The sequence below is a fragment of the Sphingomonas pituitosa NBRC 102491 genome, assembly GCF_001598435.1.
Classification (GTDB): domain Bacteria; phylum Pseudomonadota; class Alphaproteobacteria; order Sphingomonadales; family Sphingomonadaceae; genus Sphingomonas; species Sphingomonas pituitosa.
Map to the genome: position 1 here is coordinate 86620 of NZ_BCYY01000016.1, position 15561 is coordinate 102180.

Consider the following 15561-nt stretch of genomic DNA (forward strand, 5'->3'; position numbering starts at 1 on the left):
AGCTTTTCCGCGCCGAGACCGGCGTCATTTCCAAGGGAGATTACCAGTGAGCGACAACATCTCTGCCGAACAGCTTCGCCTGCTCATCGAACGCATCGAGCGGTTGGAGGAGGAGAAGAAGGGCATCAGCGACGACATCAAGGACGTCTACGGCGAGGCCAAATCGACCGGCTTCGACGTGAAGACGATCCGCACGATCGTCCGCCTGCGGAAGATGGAAAAGCACCACCGCGAAGAGGCGGAGATGCTGCTCGAGACCTACAAGCAGGCCCTCGGGATCTAATCCCCAGCGATGTCCGAACCGTACACTGCCCCGATGATCGCGAGCGTCCTGAGAGGGATGACCGACGAGCGTTTGAGGGCGGTCGTACCCACCGACTTCCATGTCTGGCCCACGAAGCGGATCGTCCGATCGGACGTCATCCGCCACCTGATCCAGCAAGAGCGAGCACGGAGGCGATAATGGAAAGCCCGCCTTACCTTTTCGACCAATTTGCATGCACGCGCGGCGTGTCAAAGGAGGGCGCAAAGCGCGCCCTCATGATGCAGGGCTATGCGGCCGAGGGCCGGACTTTGAAGGAGTCGACCAAGGCGCTGGGGATCAGCGAGCGCTCGGCGCGCCTGCTCGCCCGGCGCTTCATGATCGATTTCACCGACTACCGGCCCTACGCGGGACGGGAGAAGAAGGGACTGGAGCGCCCGGCGCCGTTCGTGCGCCCGGTTGAGCCTGCGGAAGGCCTGCCGCTGTTCGGTGATCACTGACCATGGCGTTCCGACCGTCCGCGATGCTGCGCACCGCACGCAAATCGCGGGGCAACAAGTATAGCGCCAAGCAGACCGCCTGCGGGGCTGGGCACGCGCACCCGTCGAAGAAGGAGGCGCGCCGCTGCAACGACCTGCACCTGCTCCAGATAGCGGGCGAGATCAGCGACCTGCAGATCGGGCCGAAGTTCTTCTTCGAGGTCAACGGCCGCACGCTGCTGCACGATAACGGCCGGCGCGCCGTCTACACCCCGGACTTCGTCTACCGGCAGCGCGGCGGCCAACTGACCGCAGAGGACAGCAAGGGCATGCGGGTGCGTGACTGGCCCCTCCGCAAGGCGCTGTTCCGCGCCTGCTACCCGCACATCGAGGTGATTGAATCATGACACGGCAATCGTCCGCCTGGATGCCGCTCTATGTGGGCGACTATCTGGGGGACACCCAGCGCCTGACGACGGAACAGCACGGGGCATACCTGCTGCTGATCCTCGACTATTGGCGCAACGGCCCGGCACCGGACGACGACGCGGTTCTGCAGCAGATCACCAAGCTCGACGCGCGATCGTGGAAGAAGCATCGCCCGGCCATGCAGCGGCTATTCCAGGTCACGGACGGGGAATGGCGCCACAAGCGGATCGATGCCGAGCTGGCCCAGGCCGAGGCCAATGCGGAGCGCCGTTCGAGCAAGGCGAAGGCCGCAGCCGAAGCGCGCTGGGCACAATCCGGCGATGCTCCGAGCAATGCTGGCCGGGCCGGGAAGGGTGACCCATCCGGGCATGCTTCGGGCACTGCTCCGAGCATGCCCGACGCAATGCTTGGAGCATGCCCGCCACAATCACCTTCACCCAAGAAGAATTCCGTTCCTGACGGAACGGGCGCCGAAGCGCCGAGCCCACCCGATCCCGAGAAGGTAATGTTCGATGCCGGGCGCCAGCTGCTTGCCGGGGCGGGTGTGACGGCGGAGGCGGCTGGCAGGCTGCTGGGCAAGTGGAGGCGCGACCACGGCGCCGAGGCGGTTATCACCGCCCTCGGCAAGGCGCAGCGCGAAGGCGCGATCGATCCAAAATCATTCATCGAAGGATGCTTGCGACATGGCAAATCACCTCATCACGGCCGCCCGAGCGGACCAATCGAGAGCAGTCGCCGCTTTCGCGAGCGGCTCGAACTGGACGCTCAGCGAGGCGATGACGCTGGCCGAGGGCTTGGAGCTTTTCCCTCTGCTGGCACGGTATGAGCGTGGCCTTGCGCCGCTTAAGGACGCGGAGCCGGGCCCGATCACAATCGCATCGCGGCTCAGCGTTGGGCTGCGCGAGGACCTCTCGGTGCTGCTTACCAAGGTGGCGCCGACCATGAGCGCCGAGCAGTCGGATGCGTGGCTCACCGTCATGGTCGCTGCTCTAGGCGACCTGCCCGGGAGAGTAGCGCGCGAGGCGGCGCAGGCGGCGCTGCATCGACCGATGAGCTTCCCCAACCAGATCGAGGCCGAAATCCGCACACTCGCCGCGGGCTTGATGGCACGCCACCGGCTCGCCTGCGAACGGTTGCGGCAGATGGCGGCTGAAGCGAACCGCCGCGCTCTCGTCGAGGAGGAAGAGGTCGCACCGATGACCGACGACGAAATCCGGCGGATGAAGCCAGAGATGCGCGGCCTCGGTCTGGCGTGCGGCGCACTGACGCAAGATCAGATCGATCGCGCGCTCGCCGGGTTCGAGGGCGAGTCACAGCCGGAGCAGCGCGCCGCGTGAAGGTGAGAACAAAGCGTGATTCGGGTGCGGGTTTGGAGTATTGGGGTGGTTGAGATGAGCGGGACGACGGGCACGGCTGGCACCTGGTGCATTCTGCGGACGAGCGGCGGGCGCACCGTGCCCCTATCCAAGTCGCTCGCCGAAGCAGGGTTCGAGGTGTGGACGCCGGTCCGGACGATCCGCCGCCCGGCTCCTGGGCAGGGTCGCCGCCTGGTCATGGGCCAGCGGCGCAAGCTGATCGACGTGGATCTTGCGATCCTGCCGGGCTTCGTGTTCGCTCGGGCCGACCAGCTCCATGATCTGGCGCGGGCGGCCAGCGCCGAGCTGAGCCCGCACCCCAGCTTCTCGGTGTTCCATCAAGCTGGCCGGGTTCCGCTGGTGCGGGATGCCAGTATCACCGGTCTACGAGCAGCGGAGGAAGGCGCGCGCGAGCTGCGCCGTGCCGAGATGGAAGCCGAGACGCGGGATGAGGCGCGCCGCGCGCGGGCCGACCGCATGCGCACTGAAAGCAATCGGCGCAAGATGCTTCGTCGGGTGACGAAGGATCTGCCCAGCAGGACCGAGGTTATGGTCGAGGGGATGCGGGCCTTCGATGGCTTGATCGGCATCGTAGTGGAAGGCCGCGGCGCCACGGCGATCGTTGAGTTCGGCGGTTCGTTGCGCATCGAAATCGAGGCTTGGCAGCTGACGCCGGCGCTGCTACAAAACGGGAACACTCAGCAGGGTGTTGCCGCTTGAGCGGCCTCGGGACCTTCGATCTGGAGCATTGCTCTTGCGACTCCCGCCAGACTGACCGGCGCAAACCGCGCTGGCGGAAGTCCGAAGGCTACTCGTCAATCAGCTTCCACATGATCACGATGCTCAAGCACATACCGGATCGCCAGTGCGGTGCGCTTTTCGATCGGCGACTGGCCTCGCGCCATGGTGCCGATGGACACGCGCGATAGGCCGACGAGCTCGCCCAGTTCGGCATGGGTCATGCCTGTCCGATCAAGGATCGCTTGAAGCTCTTGCGCTTGCATGGATGGTCTCGCTCCTCTATTTTGCCATCCGGAACCTCACGCCGCTGTTACGGTCGTGAGGCCCCGGCTTAGTTACCAGATACGGAAGTCGATCTCGAAGATCTTCTTGCCGTTTCGGAACCACCGAAGGATCAGCTTAACCATTTGCTTCCTTTCGGTTTTGTCAGTGGGGGTGCATCCCCGCTGACAAGAGAATTGATAAGCTACTTATCTTTCCGCGTCAACGGAAAAGATAAGTAGCTTATCCTTTTATGCGAGGTTGTGGATGCCCAGCCGCCCGCCTCAACTGCGGCAGCAGCCCGCGCGCACCACCAGCAATTGGGATCGGCGAAAGAGCAGGCACGAGCGCGGCTATGGCCGCGAGCATGAAGCCATGCGCAGGGTCGTGCTCGCCGAGGAGCCGCTTTGCAGGCTGTGCCGCGCCAAGGAGCCGCCGCAGTTCACGCCCTCGACGATCGCCGATCACATCCGGCCGAAGGCCGAAGGCGGCACCGACGAGCGCGAGAACTATCAAGGGCTCTGCGACCCCTGCAGCAAGGCAAAGACCGCGCGAGAGAGCGCCAGAGCGCGCCGCCGGGCGAGATGACGGCGGGAGGGGGGGGGATCAAAAGCCGCCACCCCGGCCGCCACCCGTACCGCTCTCAGGGCCTTTTTTCGTGCGTGCAGATTAAACTTTCAGGTGCGAATTGAATTCCGGAGGCTAGGATGAAGCGAGGCCCAAAGGCCGAACCGCCCGCCTCCAAGCTGGCCCGCGGCACCTTCCAACCGGTGCGCGACGCCGCGAAAACCGAGGTTCTCGTGCCGGGCGATCCCCCGGTGATGCCGGATTATCTGACCGCTGGCGCGATCGACGTTTGGCAGGAGGAGCTCGGCCGCGTGATGGCGGCGGGCACCGCCGAAATCGATAGCTCCCTGTTCGCTCGGTACTGCTCGCTCGAGGCGCTGGTGCGCGAGGCGTTCGCCGAAGGTGGCGAGCCGCCGCCGGCGGCGTACCTCACCGTCCTGCGACAATATGCAGAGCTGCTGGGCATCGCGGGTCGGAAAAGCCGGGTCGGCAAGGTGGGCGATGACCCGATCAAAAACCGGAACCCGTTCGCGCGCAACGGCGCGAGGGCGCGCGGCTAAGCCAGCGCTCACATTCGAACCGACTGGCCACGATCGCAACTATAGCGAGATCGCGCTCGGCTATGCGCGCACCGCTGCGGCGGACAAGCAGCAGGAATCGCATTGCAAGTGGGTGCGGCTGGCCGCGCAGCGGCATCTGGACGACCTGAAACGGTCGAAAACCAAGGCGTTCGAGTTCTATTTCGACCCCTGGCACGGTAACGACATCTGCGATGTCATCGAGAAACTGCCCCATATCGAGGGCAATTGGTGCACCTGCCCGCGGGCCGCCGACGACATTCACAGCGATCGGTGCGGCAAAATCGACCTTGAGCCCGCTCAGATCTTCATCCTTAGCACGGTTTTCGGGTGGAGGCGGAAAGGAAGCGGGCTCCGCCGCTTCACCATGGTCTATGAGGAGGTCGCGCGTAAGAACGCAAAGTCGACGAAGACCGCCGGCGTCTCGCTCTACTGCCTCGCGTGCGAGAACGAGACCGGGCCGCAGGTGCTCACCGTGGCGACGACGTTCGACCAGGCGAAGAAGGTTTTCCACCCTGCCAAGCGCATGGTGGAGAAGACGCCGGACCTGCAGGAAGCGTTCTCGCTGATCGCCTGGGCCAAGTCGATCGAGTGCAAGGACAATGGCGGCTACATGCAGCCGCTTCACGCGAAGTCGAAGAGCCAGGACGGGCACAACCCGCACCTGGTGACGCTCGACGAGTTCCACGCCCACAAGGACCGCGGGCTGTTCAACGTCATGCGGTCCGCGTTTGGCGCCCGGAAGCAACCGTTGATGTGGATCATCACGACCGCCGGCTCCGACATTAACGGCCCCTGCTACGAAGAGCGGGCTTTCGCGACCAAGGTGCTCGAGGGCACCATCGTTGCCGACCACTATTTCGTGATCATCTTCACCTTGGACCGCGCCGAGGACTATGGCGACGGCCGGAAGGTCGGCGATGACCCGTTCGACGAAACGAAGTGGTGCAAGGCGAACCCGCTGCTCGGCGCCGCGGTCCAGCTTTCCGAGCTTCGGCAGTACGCGATCGAGGCGAAGTCTAACCCCGCCGCCGAGAGCGAATTCAAGACCAAGCGCCTCAACATCTGGATCGGCGCGCTATCCGCCTGGCTGAACGTCACCCAGTGGAACCTCTGCGGCGACGCCAGCCTGACGCTCGACGACTTCGCCGGGCTCGATTGCTACATCGGCGCCGACCTTTCGAACGTCGATGACTTGTCCGCGCTGGTACTGGCGGCGATCGATCCCAACGGGCGGCTGCTGGTGAAACCGTGGTTCTATGTGCCGGAGGCACGGCTCGAAAGCGTCGACACGTCGGTCAAGCAGATCACGGAGCTGTATAAGCGGTGGGCCGCGGGCGGTTTCCTGACCCCCACGCCCGGCGACTTCATCGATCACAACGTGATCGAGGCGCAGATCCGCCTGATCAAGGCCCAGCTTGCGGCGCGCAAGGCGACGTTCGATCAGTGGAACAGCGGCCTCGCTATGGCCGCTCGGCTCAATGAAGAGTTCGGCGAGCCGGATAATCCCTTCGGCGTCCAAATGGCGAAGAACGCCCGCAACTATACCGACCCGGCCAAGGCGATCGAGGCGCGGGTGAAGGCCGGGCCAGCCCGCCTCCGGCACGACGGCAACCCGGTGATGGGGTGGATGGTCGGAAACGCCGTAGCGGACCGCCGCACCGACGGCAGCATCCTGCCGAAGAAGGAAACGGCGAACAGCGCCAATAAGATCGACGGGGTGGATGCTATGCTCAATGCTGTCGCCCCGATGCTGCTCCCCTCCGAAGACGATGGCGTCGACGAGTGGATGAAGAGCCTCGCTGCATGAGCGTTTGGGGCAACATCCTCGCCGCGATCGGCTTCGCGCCCGGCGCGCAGGACGGCGACAACGTCCGGACAGGCCAGATCACCACCGAGCGAGCCACGGATTCGGAGACGAGCGGCTCGTTTCTCGGCCTGTCCGCGACCTGGGCATGCGTGAATTTCTGGGCAGGCAACATCGCCGGCCTGCCGGTGACCGTCTATCGCAGGGGGCCGGGCGGGGTCGCAGTCGAAGCGACCGATCACCCCCTCTATTCGCTGCTGCACGACAGCCCGAACTACGATCAATCGGCGTTCGACTTCTGGGAGTTCATCGTCGCTTCCATCGAGCTGCAGGGCAACGGTTATGCCGAGATCCTGCGCCGCGAGGACCGCAAAATCATCTCGCTCACCCCGATTCGGCCGGATCTGGTGCGGGTCACCCGCCGCTCAAACGGCGATTTGCAGTACAGCTGGACCGACAGCGAGGGCGACCACACCGAAACCCAGGAGCGGGTGCTTCATATTCGCGGCTTCGGCGGCAATCCTCTCGGCGGCCTGTCGCCGCTGGCGGTATGCCGGCGCACCTTCGCTGCCGCTTCCGCCGCCGATCGCGCCGCGCGCGCCATGTTCGCCAATGGGGCGCGGCCTTCCGGTACGCTTTCAACTGACAAGCTGCTGAAGGCGGAGCAACGCTCCGAGCTTGAGGAGCTGCTTCGGGAGAAATTCGTCGGCGCGGCGAATAGCGGACGGCCCATGCTGCTCGACAACGGGCTGACCTGGCAGGCGCTTTCACTGAGCCCGGAAGACGCCCAGATGCTGGAGAGCCGGCAATTCAGCGTCGAGGATATTTGCCGCGTGTTCGAGGTGGATCCGCACCTGGTCGGCCACACCGCTGGCAACACGAAGCTCGGCAGTAGCATCGGCGATCAGACGCTGTCTCTCCTCAAGTTCAAGATGCGCAAACGCCTGAAGCGGATCGAAGGCTCGCTCGAAAAGCAGCTGCTCACCGCCGCCGATCGCGCGGCCGGCGTGTCGATCGAGTTCAATCTCGAGGGCTTCCTGCGCGCGGATTCGGAAGGCCGGGGGCGGTTCTACGACCTGATGAAGCAATTCATGACCGTCAACGAGGTTCGCGCGCTCGAAGGACTCGGCCCCGTTCCTGGCGGCGACGTCATCCTAGCCCAGATGCAGGACATTCCGCTCGCCGCCGCGGTCGCCAACACGAAGGAGCCGGCACAATGACCGAAGACCCCCGCCTCGCCGCGCACCGCGCCCAGATGCAGGTCGCCGGCACCCAGCTGATGACCCCGGAGGAGATCCTTGCCGGACAGTCACAGGCGGGCGTCCCGCGGCCGAGCTTTCTCAAGGATCATGACGACGACGGCTCGGTCCAGAGCCTCGTCTCGGGGGGTGAACGATGAACGAACTCGACTTCGAGCTCGACACCAAGTCGATCGCCGATGATGGCACCGTCGAGGGCCTCGCCATCGGCTACGGCAACATCGACCACGGCGGCGACCAGGTCATGCCGGGAGCGTTCAGCGCATCCCTGGCGGGCCGTAAGTCGCTGCCGATGCTGCTCTACCATGATCAGCGGCGCCCCGCTGGCGTGTGGAACAGCTGGCAGGAGACGTCCGACGGTCTGCTCGTGAAGGGGCGGTTCGCCATGTCGACCCCGACCGGCAAGGAGGCCTACGGACTGACCAAGGACGGCGCGATCGGCGGCCTTTCTATGGGCTTCAAGACGCTCAAGCAGCGGATGGAAGCCAAGACGCGGCAGCTGCTCCAGGGTGTGCTGCACGAAATCTCGCTGGTGACGATCCCGATGAACGATCGGACCCGCGTCATCAGCGTCAAGGACATCGGTGATCTTCGCGACCGCTTGGCAGCCGGGGAACGGCTGACGGAGCGCGAATGGGAGGGTCTGCTCAAGAAGAGCTTCGACCTCTCCAACGCAGAGGCTGAGCGCGCCGTGCGTCTCAACCTCAAAGGAGGCCAGGGGGAGCCTGGCGGCACGGCGAGCGACCAGGCGCGAAGCTTCTTCGAGGCTCTGCGCTCCTAACTCCACCGGGCTTACGCGTCCGAAGACGCTGCCCCCCCCCAGATGGAATTCTATCATGAGCACCGAAACGAAGTCGGTCGCCGAGCTGGCGGCCGAGACCAAGGCTGCGTTCGAAAAGAGGCACGACGAGGTCAAGGAGATCGCCCAGAAGGCGCTCGCCGAGGCCGGCAAGGGCATCCCCATGGCCGAAAAGGCCAAGGAGATCGCCGATCAGGCGCTCACCGGCATGAACGAGCTGAAGAGCCTGCTCGACACGCTCGAGCAGAAGGCGGCCCGTCGTGGCGGTGGCGACGAGCGCCAGCAGAGCATCGGCGAGCAGTATGTCGAGAGCGACGAGTACAAGTCGGCGTTCGCGAATGGCGCTCGGCAGGGCCAGAACGTCGGTATCGAGGTGAAGGCGATCACGTCGCTCACCACGGACGCCAACGGCTCGGCCGGCGACATGGTCCGCCCCGATCGCGTGCAGTCGCCGATGCAGATGCTGCCCAACCGGCAGATGACCATCCGCAACCTGATCGCGCCCGGCCAGACTTCGTCGAGCTCCATCGAATATGTCCAGGAGACCGGCTTCACCAACAACGCCGGCATGGTCGCGGAGGGCACGCTGAAGCCGGAATCGACCCTGAAGCTGGACCTGAAGAACGCCCCGGTGCGCAAGATCGCGCACTGGTTCCTGGCATCGGCCGAAATCCTCGCCGACGCGCCGGGCCTGCGCTCCATGATCGACAACCGCCTCCGTTATGGTCTCGCGTTCGTCGAAGACGTGCAGCTGCTGAAGGGTGACGGTACCGGGCAGAACCTGCTCGGCATCAAGCCGCAGGCGGCCGACTATGCAGTCCCGGTGGGCCTGACCGGCTTCGCGGCACCGTCGATGATCGACAAGCTGCGCATTGGCCAGCTGCAGGTCGCGCTGGCGCTGTACCCGGCCGATGGCCAGGTTCTGCATCCGATCGACTGGGCCATCATCGAGATGATGAAGGACGGCGAGGGCCGCTATCTGATCGGCAACCCGCAGGGAACGCTTGCACCGACGCTCTGGGGCCTGCCGGTGGTGCCTTCGATGGCGCAGACCGTCGGCGAATTCACGATCGGCGCCTGGAAGATGGGCGCGCAGCTGTTCGACCGCGAACAGTCGGGCGTGATGGTTTCCACCGAGGACGGCGACAACTTCCGCAAGAACATGGTCACGATCCTCGCCGAGGAGCGCCTGGCGCTGACCACGTACCGCCCGGAAGCCTTCGTCGACGGCGCGTTCGCCAACGCCTGAACCACCTAACCGGGGCGGGCGGCGCGTCCGCCCCGGCAACGGGAGCATCGTTCGATGTCCGACAAGAAGATTAAGTACGAGGTGCGGCGCTCCATGCAGTGCGGCGCCGAGAGCTTCGAACGCGGCGACACGCGCGAGTTGACCGAGGCGGAGGCGCTGCCGCTGCTGAAGTCCGGCGCGCTGTGCTTGCCCGGCGAGGATCCTGCGCAGCGCGATCCGGCCGTGATGCACACGTTCGGCAGCGCGCCCCAGGAAAGTCCGACCGACTTCACGGTTGCACACCCCGATAACGCGGTTCAGCTGCCGAAGCGGCAGCAGGGCGCCAAGAAGGCGAGCTGATCATGGCCGACAACGTCACCACCCCGGTCGACGCCGGCAAGGTCCTTGCCTTCAAGGACATCGGCGGCATTCTCTTTGCCCTGAACCTGCTCGCCGATGCGACCGGGCAGGACGTCATGGGCCTTGTCGCCGCCAATCCGGCGGCCAACACCCTGCTCGGCCGCCTGAAGGCTATCGCGGACCTGCTCACCGCCCAGAACGGCTATGTGGACGGCATCGAGACGCTCCTCGCGCAGGCCACGCCAGCGGGCGAGAACTACATTGGCCGGATCGGCGGCGATGTGCTCACCGCCCCCGGCAATGCTCCGGTGGTGACCACCACGGCTTATGCCAGCGGTAACGTCGTCGGCGGGCTGCTGACCTTCACCGGCGCGGCGCGCACGCCCGCGGGTGCCGGCTTGATCCAGGCTGCGTCCGTTTTGTCGAAGAGCGTGCAGACGGCCGCCCTGGACCTGCTGATCTTTTCGGCCAATCCGACCGCCTCGACCTTCAACGACAAGGCCGCAGTCGCCATCAACGCCGCCGACACGGACAAGCTCGTCGGCGTGATCCACCTGACCGACTGGTCGGCGCTCGGTACCGCCTCGATCGCCCAGGCGGTTGCCGTTGGCCTGCCGTTCAAGCTGGCAGCGGGCACCTCTCTCTACGGTGTGCTTGTCGCCCGCGCGGCGATGGCGCTCGCTTCGACGTCCGACCTCACCCCTTCGCTCCGGATCATCCCGGGCTGATCGGAGGCGCGCCATGCTGTCGCATCTCATAGTCCTCGGGCTGCTCGGGGCACCGAACGATGGCAGCGATATCGGTGCCGTGATCGCCACGCCGGACCGCACCGCGTCGATGCTGGTGATCCAGGCGACCGCCTCGCGACCGACGTCGATCCCCCTGGGCGCGGCCGCCTGGCCGCAGCCCTATGATCCGGGTGATCACGCGCCGTACGCCATCAACTTCGCCGACCTGCTCGACGAGGGCGAGAAGATCGCTAAGATCGAGGCTATCAAAATCGCACCGGCGGCGGTGCTGCTCGGCATCTCGGTCGACGAGGCGCCCGGCTATGGCCCGATCATCGACGTGGCGGGCGAGAAGATCCAGCTATGGTTCCTCGTCGACCAGGCGTATTGGGAATCAGCCTCCTTCGCCTCGGCCGGCGTCCTCCTTCCGTTCACAGTGCGGGTGCTGACCGACAGCGTGCCGCCCAAGCGGTACGAGCGCACGGCGGTGCTGACGGTGCGGCAGCTGTGAAGATCGATAACGGGTATCGCGCCCGCCTCGAGATCGCCGGCGTGTTCGATGGCATCGCAGGCGTCCAGGGCAACAAGGCCTCGTTCGCACCCAACCGCTCCACGGCGCGGCCGGAGAGCGTCAAGGGCGGCTTGCTGGACGGAAAGCCGGTCCTGCTCACCACGGCGAAGGACGAGACCGGGCCCCTATACACCACTCGCTTCCAGGTGATCGAATGACGATTGAGGAGATGCGCGCAGCGGCCGGGCTGGCCGACACCGCGACAGAGGCCGAGGTTGTCGCGGCCTATGCGGCGCTGATCGACGACGGTCGTCCTGTGTCGCTGCCGATCGTCGAGCCGGTCACCGTCGAGCAGGTGCGCCTGCACTGCAAGATCGAAGAGGACGAGGAAGACGCCCTCATCGCCCAGAAGATCCGTGCCGCGCGCGAATGGGTGGAGGACTATACAGATCGGATCGTCGCCCAGCGCACGCTGGTGCAGCACTTCCGCGGCTGGGCCGGCGCTCTTGCGCTGAACAGCCGCCCAGTGGTGTCGATCGACTCGGTCACCTATGACGGGACGGAAGGCCCGGCGGCGCTGGCGCGCGGTGCTTTCACGACCTCGCGCGACCTGCTGCGCATTCATCCGGACGGGTCCGGGTGGCCGCAGCTGCGCGCCGGGGGCGGGGTGACGGTGGCCTATACCGCTGGCTACGACGCCGGCGAGGCGCCGAACTGCATGACCGAGGCGATTATCGTGCTCGTCGCGGGCATGCTGAACGAGCGCGCTGGATCCTACGATGCCGCCGAGCGGGCTGCCGAACGCTTGCTGGCGCGTCTGGTGCAGTTTTCGGTCTGATGTCGGTCTTCGATCCCTCCAAGCTCAAGAGCCGGGTGCGGATTGAGCGGCCGGTGGCAGACACCAGCCTTGACGGCGCGGGCTCGGGCACCTGGGCGCTGGTGAAAGAGGTCTGGGCGGAGGTGCAGGACAAGCTGCCGAGCCGCGGCGAAAAGCTGGCGGACGGTATCAACGCCGCGGCGCGCCCCGCACGGGTGCGGATCCGCTTCCGCGACGATGTCGCCTCGAACATGCGGCTCGTGGTTCTGCGCAAGAAGGTGCCGGTACGCATCATGCAGATCATCTCCGGCCCAGCAGAGCTGGGAACTCGCGAGGGGCTCGAGTTCATGGTCGAGGACTATCGCCCCGCAGGGAACCCCGCCTGATGGTGACGGTCAAAGGGGCCGATGTGGTGGCGCGCTACCTTGCCAACCTCCCGGCCGAAATCGAGGCAAAATTGCTCCGCGGGGCGGGGCGCGCGGCGGGTGCAGTGGTGAAGGAAGAGGCGCAGGCTCGCGCTCTGTCAGCCGAAGTGCGCGACGACGTCGTCCTGCGCAGCTCTTCGCGCGATGGCCGTATCGTTGTGAAGGTCACCGTCAAGCCCGGCTGGGGCTATTCGCTCGGCGTCTGGCAGGAGTGGGGCACCGCGGCGCACTTCATCAGCGTGGCGGAGGATCAGCGGCAGGGCCGGAGCATCGGGCGGATCAACAAGCTGTCGAAGGAGGGCTCGCTTGTAATCGGCGGCCAGTTCGTCGGCGCCACCATTTACCACCCTGGCGCGCGCCCGCATCCGTTCCTGCGCCCGGCGCTGGACATGCGCGGAAGCGACGCGATCGCCGCGGCCCAGGCCTACATCAACGCGCGGATAGCTGGCGGCAAGATCGTCGGCGCGGCAGAGCCCGAGGACGAAGCATGACGGGCGTGGACATCATCGGCACGCTGCTGCGCGCGGATCCGGCCGTGCTGGCGCTCGTGCCGATCGAGCGGATCAAGGCCGGTGCGCTGCCGGACAATGTTGCGCTGCCGGCCCTGCTCATCCGCTCCACGAGCAACGTCGAGCGCCAGCCGCTGAAGCGGGGCGAGCGCACCCGAAACACCGAACGAGTGACCGTCTCGGTGCGTGCGGCGAACTATCGCGACCAGCGCGCGGCAATGAGGCTGGTGGTGGATTGCTGCGCCGGCCGCACCGGCACCGTGGCGGACGTGGAGGCCGTGTCGATCCTAACCGCGGGGCGAGGGCCCGACACGCGCGGCCCCGGCGACAGCTTCGACCAAGGGCAGGATTTCAAGGTCTCCTTCGAGGCCTGATCACCAGGAGAACACCGATGTCGAGCAGCAAGAAGGGCGTCGCGAAGCAGGATTTCACCGACGCCGGCACCGGTAAGTCATTCGAGGCCGGGAAGGCCCCCGACTGCACCGCCGGCGAATATGCGAACTACCTCGCCGCTGGGCTGATCGAGGAGCCCGAGCAGGCGGAAGACGCTCCCACCAAGGGAAAGGCCTCCGCCAACTGATTCCGCCCGACCGGGCTGAATACCGCCGGCCCCGCCGGCTCGCCACACCAGGAGAACTATCATGACGTCGACGACTGCGGCGGGCTCGGCGCTCGCCATTTCCGCGGCTGCACCCGCAAGCCAGGACGCAACCGGCTTCGCCGCTCTCACCATGACCGAGATCGGCAGCCTCGAAAAGATCGGCGCGATCGGCGCGGTCTTCGCGAAGGTCGAGTTCACGCCGCTCAAGGGTCCGAAAGACAAGCACAAGGGCAGCGTCGATTACGGCTCGCTGCAGCCGAGCATGGCCTATGACACCGCCGACGCGGGGCAGACGCTGATGCGCACAGCCTCCGACGATGCCACGTCGAAGCTCTACAGCTTCCTCGTCACGCTTCCGAACGGCGAGAAGAATTACTTCCAGGGCCGCGTCTTCGGCATGCCGCTGAACATCGACGGCGCCGACAGCGTCGTGATGGCGAACCCCACCGTCGAGATCTGCACCAAGCCGGTGAAGGTCGCCGGCTCCTAAGCCCAACCCGGCGCCCGCGACGCCGCCTTCTCTCTGCTCCACCTGGCCCGTTTTCGCGGGATGCGGGCCAGGTGGGGCACCAATCCCGCGAGAGGTTTTTCCCATGAAGATCGCAAAGCTTGCCGCCTCCCCCACCGCCTTCCTCCACCTGAAGGGGCCCGACGGAGCCTACCTTTACGAGGGCAAGGAGCCCATGGGCATCGAGATGTACGGCCCCGGCACGCCTGAAGCGGCCGCCGTCGAAAGCGCCCAGTCCGCCCGCGCCATCAAGCGCATGCAGGACAACAACAACAAGATCAGCCTGCCGCCGGCCGAGGATCAGCGCGCCGAAAAGGCCGCCGACCTCTCCGCGCTGACGGTCGGCTTCCAGCACATCGAATATGACGCCGCCGATGGTACCCCACTCACCGGGAAGGCATTGTTCCTCGCCGTCTATTCGGATCCGTCGCTCGGATGGATCAAAGAGCAGGCCGACAAATTCCGGGATGACTGGGGAAACTTCATGCCCAGGTCGCCGAAGACCTGAAGCTCTACGTGCGGCAAATGGCATGGCTGAATGCCGTGCCACGTCCGCCCGAGGGGTCGGGTAGAGCTAAGGCGAATGCCTCCCCCGCTGCCGCAAGCCGGGCTGCCCAGATGAAGGCAAACGGCATCCGCACCCCCATGATGCCCCCGAACCCCATGCCCCACATCATCAACTGGCTGGTTGAGATTGGCCTGTCGGAGGCCGCGGGCATGGGTGTCGGCCCGATCAGCTGGCGAGAAATCAACGAGTGGCAGCGCGCGACCTGTGTGACGCTGAGCCCCTGGGAGGCCAGGCTGATCAAGACCCTCTCAACCACCTATGTCGTCGAGGGTAAGCGGGCAGAAAGCGAGAACTGTCCGCCACCGTGGCGCTCGGAGGTGACCGAGGCGGAGAAGAAGGCCGAAGTCTCGTCGCTCGCTGCGGTTTTCGGGTGACCGCCGGTCAATCGCGCGTGTATCACTGCCCGCCTTCGGAGGGTCTGGCATGCGCGCGTTTCTTCTGGCGATCGGCTTGGTGGCGCTGGCGGCCTGCTCCAGCAAGGTGGATGAAGCTGAGGCTGATCTAGCGATGATCAAGAATGCGCATCCAACGCGCATGGAACTCTGCGCTGCGCATAAGAGGGTCGCAGAAGCCTATCTTCAGACCCGGGATCAAGAAAAGTACAATGAGAAGAAGCTCGCCGCCGAAATTATGTGTTCCGGCGACATGAACGCTCCCGATCCTGCATCGCCGCAGGCCGATAATCTCGAAGTCAAAAACGTCGAAATCGGCGCGGACGGCGCGAGCAAGTAGCCGACCTTAAATCGAAGTAAGCATCACCCCGCTTCGG

General features: G+C 65.5%; 27 protein-coding genes. 26 read left to right on the forward strand and 1 reads right to left on the reverse strand.

Going from position 1 to position 15561, the window contains the following annotated elements; all coding sequences use genetic code 11:
* Positions 1-46: 46 nt before the first annotated feature.
* From SPI01S_RS13860 to SPI01S_RS13885, 6 genes are all read left to right on the forward strand, one after another.
* Positions 47-283: a DUF2312 domain-containing protein gene (locus SPI01S_RS13860; RefSeq protein WP_066723513.1), complete on the forward strand. Its 237-nt coding sequence runs from the start codon at positions 47-49 to the stop codon at positions 281-283.
* Positions 284-540: 257 nt separating this feature from the next.
* Positions 541-762, forward strand: coding sequence for a hypothetical protein (locus SPI01S_RS13865; protein WP_157084693.1), 222 nt, complete (start codon positions 541-543; stop codon positions 760-762).
* Positions 763-785: 23 nt separating this feature from the next.
* On the forward strand, positions 786-1148 hold the full coding sequence (locus SPI01S_RS13870) for a DUF1064 domain-containing protein (RefSeq protein WP_066723518.1): 363 nt from the start codon (positions 786-788) through the stop codon (positions 1146-1148).
* Entirely contained in the window at positions 1145-1996 is an 852-nt protein-coding gene (locus tag SPI01S_RS13875; RefSeq protein ID WP_084253467.1) for a YdaU family protein, read from the forward strand. The genes SPI01S_RS13870 and SPI01S_RS13875 overlap by 4 nt, the downstream gene beginning before the upstream one ends.
* Positions 1947-2507, forward strand: coding sequence for a hypothetical protein (locus SPI01S_RS13880; RefSeq protein ID WP_066723526.1), 561 nt, complete (start codon positions 1947-1949; stop codon positions 2505-2507). Before SPI01S_RS13875 ends, SPI01S_RS13880 begins: the two co-directional genes overlap by 50 nt.
* A gap of 54 nt (positions 2508-2561) precedes the next feature.
* Entirely contained in the window at positions 2562-3245 is a 684-nt protein-coding gene (locus tag SPI01S_RS13885) for a hypothetical protein (protein ID WP_066723527.1), read from the forward strand.
* Between the two features lie 95 nt (positions 3246-3340).
* On the opposite strand, the gene SPI01S_RS22340 is transcribed toward SPI01S_RS13885, so the two are convergent.
* Positions 3341-3529 carry a hypothetical protein gene (locus SPI01S_RS22340; RefSeq protein ID WP_157084694.1) on the reverse strand — a complete coding sequence of 63 codons (189 nt, stop codon included), beginning with the start codon at positions 3527-3529 and terminating at the stop codon, positions 3341-3343.
* A 265-nt stretch (positions 3530-3794) separates the two neighbouring features.
* Here SPI01S_RS22340 and SPI01S_RS13890 point away from each other — a divergent pair, with 265 nt between their 5' ends.
* The 20 genes from SPI01S_RS13890 to SPI01S_RS13980 all read left to right on the forward strand — a co-directional run bounded on the left by SPI01S_RS13890 (position 3795) and on the right by SPI01S_RS13980 (position 15524).
* Complete coding sequence (locus tag SPI01S_RS13890; RefSeq protein WP_066723538.1) at positions 3795-4115, forward strand: HNH endonuclease; 321 nt, start codon at positions 3795-3797, stop codon at positions 4113-4115.
* A gap of 182 nt (positions 4116-4297) precedes the next feature.
* Positions 4298-4654, forward strand: coding sequence for a hypothetical protein (locus tag SPI01S_RS13895; RefSeq protein WP_245653603.1), 357 nt, complete (start codon positions 4298-4300; stop codon positions 4652-4654).
* 112 nt (positions 4655-4766) lie between these two features.
* Entirely contained in the window at positions 4767-6482 is a 1716-nt protein-coding gene (locus tag SPI01S_RS13900; protein WP_066723679.1) for a terminase large subunit, read from the forward strand.
* The gene (locus SPI01S_RS13905) at positions 6479-7699 is read left to right on the forward strand and encodes a phage portal protein (protein ID WP_066723543.1); all 1221 of its coding nucleotides are present in this window, start codon (positions 6479-6481) and stop codon (positions 7697-7699) included. Before SPI01S_RS13900 ends, SPI01S_RS13905 begins: the two co-directional genes overlap by 4 nt.
* Complete coding sequence (locus SPI01S_RS13910; protein WP_066723545.1) at positions 7696-7878, forward strand: hypothetical protein; 183 nt, start codon at positions 7696-7698, stop codon at positions 7876-7878. Before SPI01S_RS13905 ends, SPI01S_RS13910 begins: the two co-directional genes overlap by 4 nt.
* A complete protein-coding gene (locus SPI01S_RS13915) occupies positions 7875-8519 on the forward strand; it encodes an HK97 family phage prohead protease (RefSeq protein ID WP_066723553.1) in 645 nt (214 codons plus the stop codon). The genes SPI01S_RS13910 and SPI01S_RS13915 overlap by 4 nt, the downstream gene beginning before the upstream one ends.
* Before the next feature lie 55 nt (positions 8520-8574).
* Positions 8575-9786 (forward strand): phage major capsid protein, encoded by a 1212-nt coding sequence (locus SPI01S_RS13920; RefSeq protein ID WP_066723556.1) that lies wholly within the window; start codon positions 8575-8577, stop codon positions 9784-9786.
* A gap of 54 nt (positions 9787-9840) precedes the next feature.
* Entirely contained in the window at positions 9841-10125 is a 285-nt protein-coding gene (locus SPI01S_RS13925) for a hypothetical protein (RefSeq protein ID WP_066723559.1), read from the forward strand.
* A gap of 2 nt (positions 10126-10127) precedes the next feature.
* Complete coding sequence (locus SPI01S_RS13930; RefSeq protein ID WP_066723561.1) at positions 10128-10853, forward strand: hypothetical protein; 726 nt, start codon at positions 10128-10130, stop codon at positions 10851-10853.
* A 13-nt stretch (positions 10854-10866) separates the two neighbouring features.
* A complete protein-coding gene (locus tag SPI01S_RS13935; protein ID WP_066723563.1) occupies positions 10867-11364 on the forward strand; it encodes a hypothetical protein in 498 nt (165 codons plus the stop codon).
* Positions 11361-11582 carry a hypothetical protein gene (locus tag SPI01S_RS13940; RefSeq protein ID WP_066723564.1) on the forward strand — a complete coding sequence of 74 codons (222 nt, stop codon included), beginning with the start codon at positions 11361-11363 and terminating at the stop codon, positions 11580-11582. Before SPI01S_RS13935 ends, SPI01S_RS13940 begins: the two co-directional genes overlap by 4 nt.
* Positions 11579-12202: a head-tail connector protein gene (locus SPI01S_RS21900; protein WP_084253469.1), complete on the forward strand. Its 624-nt coding sequence runs from the start codon at positions 11579-11581 to the stop codon at positions 12200-12202. The genes SPI01S_RS13940 and SPI01S_RS21900 overlap by 4 nt, the downstream gene beginning before the upstream one ends.
* Entirely contained in the window at positions 12202-12567 is a 366-nt protein-coding gene (locus SPI01S_RS13945) for a head-tail adaptor protein (RefSeq protein WP_245653604.1), read from the forward strand. The genes SPI01S_RS21900 and SPI01S_RS13945 overlap by 1 nt, the downstream gene beginning before the upstream one ends.
* Positions 12567-13097: a hypothetical protein gene (locus SPI01S_RS13950; protein WP_066723566.1), complete on the forward strand. Its 531-nt coding sequence runs from the start codon at positions 12567-12569 to the stop codon at positions 13095-13097. Before SPI01S_RS13945 ends, SPI01S_RS13950 begins: the two co-directional genes overlap by 1 nt.
* Positions 13094-13489, forward strand: coding sequence for a tail completion protein gp17 (gp17, locus tag SPI01S_RS13955; protein ID WP_066723568.1), 396 nt, complete (start codon positions 13094-13096; stop codon positions 13487-13489). Before SPI01S_RS13950 ends, gp17 begins: the two co-directional genes overlap by 4 nt.
* 17 nt (positions 13490-13506) lie before the next feature.
* The gene (locus tag SPI01S_RS13960) at positions 13507-13695 is read left to right on the forward strand and encodes a hypothetical protein (RefSeq protein ID WP_066723570.1); all 189 of its coding nucleotides are present in this window, start codon (positions 13507-13509) and stop codon (positions 13693-13695) included.
* A 61-nt stretch (positions 13696-13756) separates the two neighbouring features.
* Positions 13757-14206, forward strand: coding sequence for a hypothetical protein (locus SPI01S_RS13965; RefSeq protein WP_066723573.1), 450 nt, complete (start codon positions 13757-13759; stop codon positions 14204-14206).
* Positions 14207-14309: 103 nt separating this feature from the next.
* Positions 14310-14732, forward strand: a complete 423-nt coding sequence (locus SPI01S_RS13970) for a hypothetical protein (protein ID WP_066723576.1) — start codon at positions 14310-14312, stop codon at positions 14730-14732.
* A 110-nt stretch (positions 14733-14842) separates the two neighbouring features.
* A complete protein-coding gene (locus SPI01S_RS13975; RefSeq protein ID WP_066723580.1) occupies positions 14843-15166 on the forward strand; it encodes a phage tail assembly chaperone in 324 nt (107 codons plus the stop codon).
* 49 nt (positions 15167-15215) lie between these two features.
* Positions 15216-15524, forward strand: coding sequence for a hypothetical protein (locus SPI01S_RS13980; protein WP_066723582.1), 309 nt, complete (start codon positions 15216-15218; stop codon positions 15522-15524).
* Positions 15525-15561 lie beyond the last annotated feature (37 nt).